At 62.5% G+C, this 13,307-nt stretch carries 11 protein-coding genes; 10 read left to right on the top strand and 1 reads right to left on the bottom strand.

Going from position 1 to position 13,307, the window contains the following annotated elements; all coding sequences use genetic code 11:
* The 7 genes from ACN9M3_RS23290 to ACN9M3_RS23260 all read left to right on the top strand — a co-directional run bounded on the left by ACN9M3_RS23290 (position 1) and on the right by ACN9M3_RS23260 (position 9,064).
* A complete protein-coding gene (locus ACN9M3_RS23290) occupies positions 1–900 on the top strand; it encodes a LysR family transcriptional regulator (protein ID WP_426318763.1) in 900 nt (299 codons plus the stop codon).
* A 175-nt stretch (positions 901–1,075) separates the two neighbouring features.
* Entirely contained in the window at positions 1,076–3,931 is a 2,856-nt protein-coding gene (locus ACN9M3_RS23285) for a 2-oxoglutarate dehydrogenase E1 component (protein WP_426163165.1), read from the top strand.
* A gap of 76 nt (positions 3,932–4,007) precedes the next feature.
* A complete protein-coding gene (gene odhB / locus ACN9M3_RS23280) occupies positions 4,008–5,237 on the top strand; it encodes a 2-oxoglutarate dehydrogenase complex dihydrolipoyllysine-residue succinyltransferase (protein WP_426318762.1) in 1,230 nt (409 codons plus the stop codon).
* 136 nt (positions 5,238–5,373) lie between these two features.
* On the top strand, positions 5,374–5,703 hold the full coding sequence (locus tag ACN9M3_RS23275) for a PspC domain-containing protein (RefSeq protein WP_426163161.1): 330 nt from the start codon (positions 5,374–5,376) through the stop codon (positions 5,701–5,703).
* Positions 5,704–5,716: 13 nt separating this feature from the next.
* Complete coding sequence (gene lpdA / locus ACN9M3_RS23270; RefSeq protein WP_426163159.1) at positions 5,717–7,150, top strand: dihydrolipoyl dehydrogenase; 1,434 nt, start codon at positions 5,717–5,719, stop codon at positions 7,148–7,150.
* 101 nt (positions 7,151–7,251) lie between these two features.
* Entirely contained in the window at positions 7,252–8,349 is a 1,098-nt protein-coding gene (zapE, locus tag ACN9M3_RS23265; protein ID WP_426163157.1) for a cell division protein ZapE, read from the top strand.
* Between the two features lie 13 nt (positions 8,350–8,362).
* On the top strand, positions 8,363–9,064 hold the full coding sequence (locus ACN9M3_RS23260; RefSeq protein WP_426163154.1) for a hypothetical protein: 702 nt from the start codon (positions 8,363–8,365) through the stop codon (positions 9,062–9,064).
* Here ACN9M3_RS23260 and ACN9M3_RS23255 read toward each other — a convergent pair.
* Complete coding sequence (locus ACN9M3_RS23255; RefSeq protein ID WP_426163152.1) at positions 9,061–9,867, bottom strand: PP2C family protein-serine/threonine phosphatase; 807 nt, start codon at positions 9,865–9,867, stop codon at positions 9,061–9,063. The genes ACN9M3_RS23260 and ACN9M3_RS23255 overlap by 4 nt on opposite strands.
* 135 nt (positions 9,868–10,002) lie before the next feature.
* Between ACN9M3_RS23255 and ACN9M3_RS23250 the strand changes: the two genes are divergently transcribed.
* From ACN9M3_RS23250 to ACN9M3_RS23240, 3 genes are read left to right on the top strand one after another with little or no spacing between them, the layout of a single operon-like run.
* Positions 10,003–10,203 carry a YdcH family protein gene (locus tag ACN9M3_RS23250; RefSeq protein WP_055931517.1) on the top strand — a complete coding sequence of 67 codons (201 nt, stop codon included), beginning with the start codon at positions 10,003–10,005 and terminating at the stop codon, positions 10,201–10,203.
* 26 nt (positions 10,204–10,229) lie between these two features.
* Entirely contained in the window at positions 10,230–12,245 is a 2,016-nt protein-coding gene (locus tag ACN9M3_RS23245; RefSeq protein ID WP_426318761.1) for an ATP-dependent DNA helicase, read from the top strand.
* 15 nt (positions 12,246–12,260) lie between these two features.
* Positions 12,261–13,304: a DUF2157 domain-containing protein gene (locus ACN9M3_RS23240; protein WP_426318760.1), complete on the top strand. Its 1,044-nt coding sequence runs from the start codon at positions 12,261–12,263 to the stop codon at positions 13,302–13,304.
* Positions 13,305–13,307: the final 3 nt, after the last annotated feature.

Below are 13,307 nucleotides of genomic sequence, written 5' to 3'. Positions count from 1 at the left end.
ATGGACCGTATTGCCTCTGCCAACGTCTTTGTCACCATTGCCGAACGCGGCAGCCTGGCCGCTGCGGCTGAAGCACTGGATATGTCGCGCGCCATGGTGACGCGCTACCTGGCGGAAATGGAGGAGTGGGCGGGGGCACGCCTGCTGCACCGGACTACGCGCCGCCTGGGGCTGACTGCGGCGGGGGAGGTGACGCTGGCGCGTTGCCGCGAATTGCTGGCGCTGGCCGGGGCGATTCCGGCTGCGGGCGATGCCGGAGCTGGCGCGCCGCGCGGCTTGCTGCGCGTGGCCTGCGCGCAGTTCCTGGCGCAGACGGCGCTGGCCGATGCGCTGGCGGGCTTCCTGCGCCGCTACCCTCAGGTGACTGTGGACCTGCAGGTCGATAACCGTGCCGTCAACCTGGTCGAGCAGCGCATCGACCTTGCCATCCGGATCACCAATGCGCTGGAACCGAACCAGATCGCGCGCAAGCTTGGTGAATGCCGTTCGATGCTGGCTGCGGCGCCGGCCTACCTGGCGGAGCGTGGCACGCCCGCCGACCCGCAGGACCTGGCGCGGCATAACTGCCTGGCCTATAGCTACTTTGGCAAGAGCGTGTGGACCCTGGCCGGCGCCGGCGCGGCAGTGGTGGAGGTGCCGGTCGGCGGCAACCTGTCGTCGAACGAATCGATGGCGCTGCTGGCGGCGGCCGGGCAGGGTGCCGGCATCGCCATGCAGCCGCGCTTTGTGGTCATGCCGGAAGTGGCGGCGGGCCGGCTGGTGGAGGTCTTGCCGGATTGGCAACCGCAGGCGCTGGGAATGCATGCCATTTACACATCGCGCCAGCACATGCCGCCTGCGCTGCGGGCCTTGCTGGACTACCTGGCCGACTGGTTCGCCCGGCACGGATCGGAGTTTTAGTTGTTTCAGTTCAATGACAGTGCTATGCTAGGCGACCGTTTTTGGAAAATCTGGAAACAACAGAGCCCTTCCCCCACAACTTGATGTGCAATCCGCTAACCGGTCAGGCCGTGTCGCGGAAGGTTTGAACAACCCGCTAATTCCTCGCGAAGCGCGAAGAAAGGTGAGCAAAGAAATGATGCAACAACAGACGTCCAATTCCTACCTGTTTGGTGGGAACGCGCCGTACGTAGAAGAACTGTACGAGGCGTACCTCGAAAATCCTGGCTCCGTGCCAGACAACTGGCGCCAGTACTTCGACGCCATGCAGAACGTGCCGGCAGTCGACGGCAGCGCCAAGCCAGACGTCGTTCACTCGTCCGTCATCGCCTCCTTCGCCGAACGCGCGAAAGCAGGTCCGATCCGCACCATCGTCGCTTCGTCCGACGCCGAAATGGGCCGCAAGCGCGTGGCCGCCACCCAGCTGATCGCAGCCTACCGCTACCTGGGCTCTCGCTGGGCAAACCTGGACCCGCTGCAGCGCCAGGAACGTCCGAGCATCCCTGAACTGGAGCCATCTTTCTACGGTTTCACCGATGCCGACCAGGACACTGTCTTCAACATCAGCAACACCTACTTCGGCCCAGAGACCGCGACCCTGCGCGACCTGACCAACCTGCTGAAGGACACCTACACCCGTTCCGTCGGCGCGGAATACATGTACATCTCCGACCCGGCCGAAAAGCGCTGGCTGCAGGAGCGCCTGGAGTCGATCCGTTCGACCCCGAACTTCACCGCCGAAAAGAAAAAGCACATCCTGGAGCGCCTGACCGCCGCTGAAGGCCTGGAACGCTACCTCCACACCAAGTACGTCGGCCAGAAGCGCTTCTCACTGGAAGGCGGCGAGACCTTCATCGCGTCGATTGACGAAATCATCCAGCGCGCCGGCGAAAAAGGCGTGCAGGAAATCGTGATCGGCATGGCCCACCGCGGCCGCCTGAACGTGCTGGTAAACACCCTGGGCAAGGCGCCTAAGGACCTGTTCGAAGAATTCGAAGGCAAGCACGCCGACGACCTGCCGGCCGGCGACGTGAAATACCACCAGGGCTTCTCTTCCGACATCTCCACCGCAGGCGGCCCGGTCCACCTGTCGCTTGCGTTCAACCCGTCCCACCTGGAAATCGTCAACCCGGTGGTTGAAGGTTCCGTGAAGGCCCGCATGGACCGCCGCGGCGACGCGCACGGCGCGCAGGTGCTGCCGATCCTGGTGCACGGCGACGCGGCATTCGCCGGCCAGGGCGTTGTGATGGAAACCCTGAACCTGGCGCAGACCCGCGGCTACGGCACCGGCGGCACCGTGCACATCGTGATCAACAACCAGATCGGCTTCACCACTTCCGATCCGCGCGATGCACGTTCCACCATCTACTGCTCCGACGTCGTGAAGATGATCGAAGCGCCTGTGCTGCACGTGAACGCCGACGATCCTGAAGCCGTGGTACTGGCTTCCCAGATCGCACTGGACTACCGCCTGCAGTTCAAGAAAGACATCGTTGTCGACATCATCTGCTACCGCAAACTGGGCCACAACGAGCAGGACACCCCGGCGCTGACCCAGCCGCTGATGTACAAGAAGATCGCCAAGCACCCGGGCACCCGCAAGCTGTACGCGGACAAGCTGATTACCCAGGGCGTGATCCCGGCCGACGGCGGCGACGCCATGGTGGCCGCTTACCGCGCTGCGATGGACCAGGGCAAGCACACCATCGATCCGGTGATCTCCAACTTCAAGAACAAGTACGCCGTTGACTGGCTGCCGTTCCTGAACCGCAAGTGGACCGACGCGGCCGATACCGCCGTGCCGATGACTGAGCTGAAGCGCCTGGCGACCGCCATCACCACCGTGCCTGAATCGTTCAAGGTGCACTCGCTGGTCGAGAAAGTGCTGGCTGACCGCGCTGCCATGGGCAAGGGCGAGATGAACCTGGACTGGGGCATGGGCGAACACCTGGCCTTCGCGTCCCTGGTTTCCTCCGGCTACGCAGTGCGCCTGACCGGCCAGGACGCCGGCCGCGGCACCTTCACCCACCGTCACGCCGTGCTGCACGACCAGAACCGCGAGCGTTGGGATGCCGGCACCTACATTCCGCTGCAGAACATCGCAGAAGGCCAGGCACCGTTCACCGTGATCGACTCCGTGCTGTCCGAAGAGGCAGTGCTGGGCTTCGAATACGGCTACTCGACCGCCGAGCCTAACACCCTGACCATCTGGGAAGCCCAGTTCGGTGACTTCGTCAACGGTGCCCAGGTTGTGATCGACCAGTTCATCAGCTCCGGCGAAGTGAAGTGGGGCCGCGCTTCCGGCCTGGTCATGATGCTGCCGCACGGCTACGAAGGCCAGGGCCCAGAACACTCGTCGTGCCGCCCAGAGCGTTTCCTGCAGCTGTGCGCTGACAACAATATGCAAGTGGTGCAGCCGACCACCGCATCGCAGATCTTCCACGTGCTGCGCCGCCAGATGGTGCGCCAGTTCCGCAAGCCGCTGGTGATCCTGACTCCTAAGTCGCTGCTGCGTAACAAGGATGCAGGTTCCCCGCTGGAGCAACTGGCCAAGGGCGCGTTCCAGACCGTGATCGGCGAAGTGGACGAGTCCATCGACGCCAAGAAGGTCAAGCGCGTGATCGCCTGCTCCGGCAAGGTGTATTACGACATCGTGAACACCCGCAAGACCCGCGGCGTGACCGATACCGCCATCGTGCGTATCGAGCAGCTGTACCCATTCCCGCACAAGGCATTCGCTGCTGAACTGAAGAAGTTCCCGAACCTGACCGAAGTGGTGTGGGCGCAGGACGAGCCGCAGAACCAGGGTCCTTGGTTCCAGATCCAGCACAACATCTTCGAGGCCATGGAATCGGGCCAGAAGCTGGCATACGCCGGCCGTCCTGCTTCCGCTTCGCCTGCCGTGGGTTACTACGACAAGCACTACGCGCAGCAGAAAGACCTGCTGGAAACCGCGTTCTCGAAGCTGAAGGGCTTCATCCTGACCAAGTAATTCACGCATTAGCGGGTGAGCCGCCCGCGTCAAGCGGGCGGCGCGAAAAACACACAAAATTCGGAGTAAAAAACAAATGGCACAAATCGAAGTCAAAGTTCCTCAACTGTCGGAATCCGTCGCTGAAGCGACCCTGCTGTCCTGGCACAAGAAAGTCGGCGAGGCAGTGGCCCGCGACGAAAACATGATCGACATCGAGACCGACAAGGTTGTCCTGGAACTGCCAGCACCAGCCGCAGGCGTGGTTGTGCAAGTGATCAAGGCCGACGGCGCCACCGTGGTTGCCGGCGAAGTGATCGCCATCATCGATACCGAAGCCGCTGCCGGCGCGACCCCATCGGCTCCTGCCGCCGCCGCTCCTGCCGCCCCAGCCGCTGCCGCCGACAAGTCCGGCGTTGCCATGCCAGCCGCTGCCAAGATCCTTTCCGAAGCCGGCATCGCCGCTTCCGACGTTGCCGGTTCCGGCAAGGACGGCCGCGTGACCAAGGGCGACGCCCTGGCCGCTGCCGCTGCACCGAAGCCAGCCGCTCCAGCACCGCTGGCGCCAGCCGCTCCTAAAGCGCAACTGCAGAAGGTTGCTGCTCCAGCCGTTGCCAACCTGGGCGACCGTCCGGAAGAGCGCGTGCCAATGAGCCGCCTGCGTGCACGTATCGCCGAGCGCCTGGTTGAGTCCCAGTCCACCAACGCGATCCTGACCACCTTCAATGAAGTGGACATGAAGCCGGTCATGGACCTGCGCAACAAGTACAAGGACAAGTTCGAGAAAGAACACGGCGTGAAGCTGGGCTTCATGTCCTTCTTCGTGAAGGCCGCTGTGCACGCACTGAAGAAGTACCCGATCCTGAACGCTTCGGTTGACGGCAACGACATCGTCTACCACGGCTACTTCGACATCGGTATCGCCGTGGGTTCCCCGCGCGGCCTGGTGGTGCCTATCCTGCGCAACGCAGACCAGATGAGCATCGCCGAGATCGAGAAAAAGATCGGCGAGTTCGGCGCGAAAGCCAAGGAAGGCAAGCTGACCCTGGAAGACCTGACCGGCGGCACCTTCTCCATCTCGAACGGCGGTACCTTCGGCTCCATGCTGTCGACCCCGATCATCAACCCGCCACAATCCGCAATCCTGGGCGTGCACGCCACCAAGGACCGCGCTGTTGTCGTTGACGGCCAGATCGTGATTCGCCCGATGAACTACCTGGCGATGTCCTACGACCACCGTATCATCGACGGCCGCGAAGCTGTCCTGGGCCTGGTGGCAATGAAGGAAGCGCTGGAAGATCCTGCGCGCCTGCTGCTGGACCTGTAAAACCGGTAAAGCGGCGGGGACTGGCCCTAGGTCCAGCCCCCGTCCCTCACTGCAAGTCAGCGACTGTTACCGGCTGGTGTCTGACCCTGCGGGTCTGACACCGGTTTACCGGTTTAGAAAACACGAAGGGAGTCACATGAGCGTCTCCGAAGAACTGAAGCGCCTGCACGAACTGCACCAGGCCGGTGCCCTGAGCGATGAAGAATTCGCCCGTGCCAAGGAAAAGCTGCTGCAAAGCGGCGGTACCAGCCAGCAGCCCGGCGGCGATTTCGCCACCGAAGTGGGCAAGCTGCGCCGCTCCACCACCGACCGCTGGCTAGGCGGCGTGTGCGGCGGCATCGCCAAACAATCCGGCATCGAGTCCTGGATCTGGCGCCTGATCTTCGTCCTGGTCGCAACATGCCTCGGCTTCGGCGGGCTGATTTACATCCTTATGTGGATTTTCGTCCCCACGGACGACCAATGATTTGGGAAAAGACATGAGCAACAAACAATTTGACGTAGTAGTTATCGGCGCCGGTCCTGGCGGTTACATCGCGGCCATCCGCGCAGCGCAGCTGGGCTTCTCCGTAGCCTGTATCGACGAGTGGAGCAACGACGCCGGCAAGCCAGCCCCAGGCGGCACCTGCACCAACGTAGGCTGCATTCCATCCAAAGCGCTGCTGCAATCGTCCGAGCACTTCGAACACGCATCGCACGGCTTCAAAGAGCACGGCATCAATGTGGAAGGCCTGTCCTTCGACGTGGCCCAGATGCTGAAGCGCAAGAACACCGTGGTCAAGCAAAACAACGACGGCATCCTGTTCCTGTTCAAGAAGAACAAGGTGACCTTCTTCCACGGCCGCGGCGCATTCGCCGGCGCCGCTGGTGCCGAAGGCTACCCGATCGCCATCTCCGGTCCTACCACCGAAACCATCACCGGCAAGCAGATCATCGTTGCTACCGGCTCCAACCCGCGTGCACTGCCAGGCGCACCATTCGACGAGAAACTGATCCTGTCGAACACCGGCGCCCTGAACATCGAAACCGTGCCGGCCAAGCTGGGCGTGATCGGTGCCGGCGTGATCGGCCTGGAACTGGGCTCCGTGTGGCGCCGCCTGGGTTCGGAAGTGACCGTGCTGGAAGGCCTGCCGACCTTCCTGGGCGCAGTCGACGAGCAGATCGCCAAGGAAGCACAGAAGCTGCTGACCAAGCAGGGCCTGTCGATCAACCTGTCCTGCAAGATCACCAAGGTCGAAGCCGGCAAGAACAACGTCACCGTTGAATACACCGACGCCAAGGGCGAAGCGCAGAAGGCGACCTTCGACAAGCTGATCGTGTCGATCGGCCGTACCGCCAACACCATCGGCCTGGGCGCCGACAAAGTGGGCCTGGCTGTCGACGAGCGCGGCATGATCACCGTGGACGAAGATTGCAAGACCAACCTGCCGAACGTATGGGCGATCGGCGACGTGGTGCGCGGCCCGATGCTGGCGCACAAGGCGGAAGAAGAAGCGGTAGCCGTGGCTGAGCGCATCGCCGGCCAGCATGGCCACACCAACTTCAACACCCTGCCATCCGTCATCTACACCCATCCGGAAATCGCTTCCGTGGGCAAGACCGAGCAGCAGCTGAAGGCCGAAGGCGTGGCATACAAGGCCGGCACCTTCCCGTTCCTGGCTAACGGCCGCGCACGCGCGCTGGGCGATACCAACGGCATGGTGAAGTTCCTGGCCGATGCAACCACCGACGAGATCCTGGGCGTGCACATCGTGGGTCCAATGGCTTCCGAGCTGATCTCCGAAGCCGTGGTGGCGATGGAGTTCAAGGCTTCGGCCGAAGACATCGCGCGCATCTGCCACGCACACCCATCGCTGTCCGAAGCGACCAAGGAAGCGGCGCTGGCTGTTGATAAGCGTACGCTGAACTTCTAAACCGGAAAACCGGCAAAGCGGTGTCTGACCCGCAGGGTCAGACACCAGGCCTGCAGGTGTCTGACCCTGTGGGTCAGACACCGGTCTACCGGTTTAAGAAAATGAACGTCCAAGAGTTTTACCAGCACGCGCTCACGCAGCGCGACTTCAAAGCCGACGCCGCCCAGCAGCGCGCCGTCGACCGCCTGCAGCAGTGCTACGACGAATGGGTCGCCTACAAGGCCCAGCGCTCGAATTCCTTCAAACGCCTGATCAACCGCCCGACGCCTCCGCGCGGCGTGTACATGTGGGGCGGGGTAGGGCGCGGCAAGTCCTTCCTGATGGATTCGTTCTATTCGGTGATCCCGCTGGTGCGCAAGACGCGCCTGCACTTCCACGAATTCATGCGCGACGTTCACATGCAACTGGACGAACTGCGCGGCGTGGAAGACCCGCTGGACGAAGTGGCAAAACGGATCGCGAAAAAATACCGCCTGATCTGCTTCGATGAATTCCACGTATCGGACGTGGCGGATGCCATGATCCTGTATAACCTGATGAAGGCGTTGTACGACAACGGCGTGTCCTTCATCATGACTTCGAACTACGAGCCGTCCACCCTGTATCCCGACGGCCTGCACCGCGACCGCATCCTGCCCACCATCGCCCTGCTGAAGGAAAAGATGGACGTGCTGAACGTGGATGCGGGCGTCGACTACCGCGGCCGGGCGCTGGAGCAGGTGGATGCCTACTACACGCCGCTCAACGCCAATACCGACCACCAGTTGCGCGAAGCCTTCGCGCGCGTGGCCGAAACTTCCGACGAAGACCCGCGCATCCATGTGGAAGGCCGTGAGCTGAAAGCCTTGCGCCGCGCCGGCACCATCATCTGGTTCGATTTCGCCACGCTGTGCGGCGGCCCGCGCTCGCAGAATGACTATCTGGAAATCGCCAGCCGCTTCCATACCGTGATATTGTCCGGTATTCCGATGATGTCGGCCGGGCAATCGTCCGAAGCGCGCCGCTTCACCTGGCTGATCGACGTGTTCTACGACCAGAAGGTCAAGCTGATCATGTCGGCCGAAGTGGAGCCGGAGGAGCTGTACACGTCCGGTGTGCTGTCCAATGAATTCCACCGCACCGTGTCGCGTATCGTCGAGATGCAATCGCGCGAATATATGGAAAAGGAACAGCGCGGCGCTGCCGAAAAGCTGTCCTGACAAGGAGAATAATTTGAAGAACTGGATCTGGCTGGCCGTGATGCTGCCAAGCGCCGTGCTGGCGCAGGACATCGGCCGTCCGGCAACGACTGGTGCTCCTGGCATCCCGGAAACCCATTCGGTCGAGCAGGCTGACGCGCGCCTGGCGCAAGTGAAGAAGGACCGCGAAGCGGTGGAGGCGGAGTTCAGCGCCAGCGAAGCGCTTTGCTACGACAAGTTCTTCGTCAATGCCTGTATCGACAAAGCCAAGGAACAGCGCCGCTTGCGCCTGGCCGAACTGCGCGCGGTGGAAGTGGAAGCCAATTACTTCAAGCGCCGTAATGCGGTGGAAGCGCGCGACCGAGAACTGGAAGACCGCGCCCAGAAGGATGCCGCGGAAGCGGCCTACAACGCCGCCCATCCCAAGCCGCCAAAAGTCGACCCTGCTTCGAAGCCGGCACCGAAGCCGGCTGCGGTCTCGGTGCAGCAGCGCCAGGCGGAGCATGATGCCCGCGAACAGGCCCGCGTCGCCCAGGAAGCTGCCGACGCGCCGAAACGCGCTGCCAAGGCGGCGCAATTCGAACGCAAGAAAGCCGAGTCGGAGAAGCGGCAGGCGGAAGTCAAGGCCAAGATGGCCGAGAAGGAAGAGAAGAAGCGCCGTGCTGCGGAAGCGCAGAAGGCCGAAGCAGCAAAAGCCGAGGCCGCAGCCAAGGCTGCAGCCTCGAAAAAGCCTTAAACAGCTTTACGCAGCTTCTGCACCGTGTAATTGACCTTTTCCTTTGGCGGGGCCACCAGCTTGATGATCGCCATCGAGCAGTTGTCGCCCTTGCCCTGGGCACGTTCGCGGGCCTTGTTGATCAGCAGTTCCGCCGCTTCGCGCGGCGACTTCTTGGCGATCGCGCTCGCCAGTTCCACATCCGCAAAATACGACCACAGCCCGTCCGAGCAGAGCAGGAATGAGTTGCCTGCCTTCAGGTCGTGCTGTACCCCGAACGTGACAAACGGTTCCCTATGCTTGTTGCCCAGGGCGTTGCTGAGCAGCTTGGCCTGGCGATGCTTGCGCGCCGCTTCTTCCGGCAAGTTTTCCTTCTCCATCAGGTGGGCGACATACTCGGCGTCGCTGGTGCGGGCCAGGCACTCCTTGTTGTCAAAACGATACAGACGCGAGTCGCCAACCACGGCCCAGACGGCCTGGCGCTCCGGCGTCAGCACCATCAGCACCATGCTCGATTGGGGCTCGCTGGCGCCCGTTCGCGGGTCCATGACGAGGATCTGGTGGACATCGTGCGCTATTTCTCGCAGCAATTCCTCCAGACGCCCCAGGTGGACGGTCTCCGACGCCCGGTAATCGTCAAACAATTGTTTGGCCGTATGCAGCACCTGTTCAGCGCCAGTAGCGCCACCACTGATGCCATCGGCCAGCACGGCCAGCACATAGCCGGGTGCTTTCTGCGCTGTAAACAGCGCGACACGGTCATTTTGTAGGGGCCGGCTACCGATATGTTGGGCGGTTCCAGCCTCGATCTTGTACGTGCTCATAGGGACTTGACAGCTTCTTTCCAATGACTACCTGAGTTAAACTATGCACAGTATGCAGTTTTGTTGCAAGTATAGCCTGTTGTCCCTACGAAACTGTAAGCAAACGTTAATCGAAATCGTGCAGACTTCCCATTTATGATCAACAAAGAAGAAATCCAGCGTCGCATCGTTGAGCTCGACGTCGAGCACCGCGACCTGGATGCAGTCATTGAAATGTTGACCCTGGATGGTCACCACGATCAACTTCAGTTGCGCCGCCTCAAGAAGCGTAAGCTGCAATTGAAAGACTATATCACCCTGCTGAAAATGCAATTGGTGCCCGACGTACCGGCCTGAGCAGGGCCACTCATTCTTCGAATAACTTGACTGATACACAACAGCCGACCGCCGCTTCCGGCGCGCCGAGCGATCCGGTTTTTCCTCCGGGGGCGCACGACGCCGATATTGAGCGCCTGTTTGGACCCGGCGGCCCCCTCGGCCCGGCGGTGGGTGGCTTTCGTCCACGCAAATCGCAGACCGAGATGGCCAAGGCGATCGCCGATGCCATCGCCAAGCAGCAGACCCTGATCGCCGAAGCCGGTACCGGCACCGGCAAGACCTTTGCCTACCTGGTACCGGCGCTGCTGTGGGGCGGCAAGACCATCGTCTCCACCGGTACCAAGAACCTGCAGGACCAGTTGTTCCTGCGCGATATTCCGACCATTCGCGCCGCGCTGCAGGCACCGGTCTCGGTCGCGCTGCTGAAAGGGCGCTCCAACTACCTGTGCCACTACCACCTGGAACGCACGCTGCAAAACGGCCGCATGACTTCGCGCGAGGACGTTGGCTACCTGCGCGAGATTTCGCGCTTCCTGAAAATGACCAGCACCGGCGACAAGGCCGAACTGGCGCGCGTGCCGGAAAACGCCCTGGTGTGGAACCTGGTGACGTCGACCCGCGAGAATTGCATGGGGCAGGAGTGCCAGTACTACCAGGACTGCTTCGTGATGAAGGCGCGCCGCGAGGCGCAGCAGGCCGACGTGGTGGTAGTCAACCACCACCTGTTCTTCGCCGACGTTGCGCTGAAGGATACCGGTGTGGCCGAACTGCTGCCTTCCGCGAACACCGTGATCTTCGACGAGGCGCACCAGTTGCCCGATACTGCCACGCTGTTCTTCGGCGACAGCGTATCCACCTCGCAGATCCTTGAACTGTGCCGCGATGTGCTGGCCGAGGGCCTGGCCCATGCGCGCGACGGCGCCGAGTGGGCCAAGGTGGTCACGCCGGTGGAAAAAGCAGCGCGCGACCTGCGCCTGACGTTCTCGCAAGACATCGTGCGCATGTCGCTGCCGCAGATCGCCCCCTCCAGCGATTTCTTCCCGGCGCTGCAGACGCTGAAGGATGAACTGAACGACATGGTGGCCGTGCTGGAAAAGAATGCCGAGCGCGCCGAGACCATAGAACAATGCCGCGTGCGCGGCAACGAGCTGTCGGCCCGCCTGGAAGCCTGGAAGTTCGATCCGAAGGCCAAGGTGGCTGCCGGCGAAGAAGCGGTGTTCTGGGTGGAGGCCTTCCAAAGCTCACTGCAACTGCATAAAACGCCGCTGTCGATAGCGCCGATCTTCAACGGCCAGCGCGAAGGCGTGCCGCGCAGCTGGATTTTCACTTCCGCCACGCTGGCGGTGAAAAACGACTTCACCCACTTCGCCCAGCAACTGGGCCTGGAGAATGAAGTCGCGCGCAACTGGCCAAGCCCGTTCAACTACGAGGAGCAGGGCATCCTGTATGTGCCTCAAGGCTTGCCGGACCCGAATTCGATGGGCTATACCGACGCCGTGCTGGATGCGGCGCTGCCGGTGATCGAGGCGGCCGGCGGCCGCACCTTCCTGCTGTGCACCACGCTGCGCGCCGTCAAGCGCGCCGCCGACCGCCTGCGCGACGAATTCGACAAGCGCGGCCTGAAGTTCCCGCTGTTCGTGCAGGGCGACCGTGGCCGCACCGAACTGCTCGACCAGTTCCGCAAGGCCGGCAACGGCGTGCTGATCGGCTCCCAGAGCTTCTGGGAAGGCGTGGACGTGCGCGGCGAAGCGCTGTCGCTGGTAATCATCGACAAGCTGCCATTCGCGCCGCCGGACGATCCTGTGCTGGCCGCCCGCATCGAGGTGATGGAGCGCCAGGGCCTGAACGGCTTCATGGGCCATACCCTGCCGGAAGCAATCATCAACCTGAAGCAGGGGGCCGGCCGCCTGATTCGCGATGAAGGCGACCGCGGCGTGCTGATGCTGTGCGACCCGCGCGTGATTTCCAAGCCGTATGGCCGCCGCATCTGGCAAAGCCTGCCGCCTTTCAAGCGTACGCGCGAAGCGGCGGAAGTCATCGAATTCTTCAAAGGCCATTAACCCCAGGGAGACGTCATGAAACTGACACGCGCGATGTTGGACGAAGCAGCAGGCCAGGGCCTGCTGGACGAAGGCCAGGCAGGGCGGTTGTGGCAGTTCCTGGTGGAGCGTGAGCAGCATACGCCCGGCTTCAAACCGGCGCACATCCTGTACTACCTGGGCGGCCTGGTCGCCATCGGCGCCATGTCGCTGTTCATGACGCTGGGCTGGGAGTCGTTTGGCGGCACCGGCCTGCTGTTCATTTCGATTTGCTATATGGTGGCCGCACTGGGAGCGGTCGAGTGGCTGCGCGCCCGCGGCATGATGCTGCCGGCCGGTGTGTTGGCCGCTTTCGCGGTGGTGCTGGTGCCGGTGGCAGTATACGGCCTGCAGCATATGCTCGGCCTGTGGGCGGACGGCGGCGCCGGCAGCACTTATCGCAACTATCACTACTTCATCGACTGGCGCTGGATTCTCATGGAGCTGGCCACGCTGGGCGCCGGCGCCGTGGTGCTATGGCGCTACCGCATGCCATTTACCGTGATGCCGCTGGCGGTGACCCTGTGGTACATGAGCATGGACGTGACGGAAATGCTGCTTGGCCATTACAGCCTGTTTTCCCACGAAGGCAAAGTGATTTCGGCGCTATTCGGCATTGCCATGACGCTGCTCGCGCTGTGGATCGACCTGCGCAACCGCAGCGACAAGGACTATGCGTTCTGGCTGTACATCTGGGGCGTGCTGACGTTCTGGGGCGCCCTGTCGTCGATGGATTCGGGCAGCGAATTGGGCAAACTGGTCTACTGCTTGATCAACGTCCTGATGATCGGCATCGGCGCCGCCTTGTCGCGCCGCGTGTTCGCGGTGTTTGGCGGTTTTGGCCTGGCTGGCTACCTGGGCCACCTGTCATACACCGTTTTCCGCGACAGCTTGCTGTTCCCGGTAGCCCTGACGGCTATCGGCATCGCCATTATCGCCGCCGGCGTGTTCTGGCAGCGGCGGGAAGCCGCGATCGGCGCCAGCCTGCGCCAATGGCTGCCCGGCCCTGTGCGCCTGCTGGTCGAACGCCGGGCGGCATGAATC

The sequence above is a fragment of the Pseudoduganella sp. R-43 genome (assembly GCF_049913255.1).
In the GTDB taxonomy this organism is placed as follows: Bacteria; Pseudomonadota; Gammaproteobacteria; order Burkholderiales; family Burkholderiaceae_D; genus Rugamonas.
This window is presented reverse-complemented; position numbering and strand designations above follow the sequence as displayed.

Bases quoted from the DNA above. Each gene is read 5' to 3' on its own strand.
- ACN9M3_RS23290 (WP_426318763.1), top strand. From the start codon at position 1: ATGGACCGTATTGCCTCTGCCAACGTCTTTGTCACCATTGCCGAACGC.
- lpdA (WP_426163159.1), top strand. From the start codon at position 5,717: ATGAGCAACAAACAATTTGACGTAGTAGTTATCGGCGCCGGTCCTGGC.
- ACN9M3_RS23240 (WP_426318760.1), top strand. From the start codon at position 12,261: ATGAAACTGACACGCGCGATGTTGGACGAAGCAGCAGGCCAGGGCCTG.
- ACN9M3_RS23285 (WP_426163165.1), top strand. From the start codon at position 1,076: ATGATGCAACAACAGACGTCCAATTCCTACCTGTTTGGTGGGAACGCG.
- odhB (WP_426318762.1), top strand. From the start codon at position 4,008: ATGGCACAAATCGAAGTCAAAGTTCCTCAACTGTCGGAATCCGTCGCT.
- zapE (WP_426163157.1), top strand. From the start codon at position 7,252: ATGAACGTCCAAGAGTTTTACCAGCACGCGCTCACGCAGCGCGACTTC.
- ACN9M3_RS23250 (WP_055931517.1), top strand. From the start codon at position 10,003: ATGATCAACAAAGAAGAAATCCAGCGTCGCATCGTTGAGCTCGACGTC.
- ACN9M3_RS23275 (WP_426163161.1), top strand. From the start codon at position 5,374: ATGAGCGTCTCCGAAGAACTGAAGCGCCTGCACGAACTGCACCAGGCC.
- ACN9M3_RS23255 (WP_426163152.1), bottom strand. From the start codon at position 9,867: ATGAGCACGTACAAGATCGAGGCTGGAACCGCCCAACATATCGGTAGC.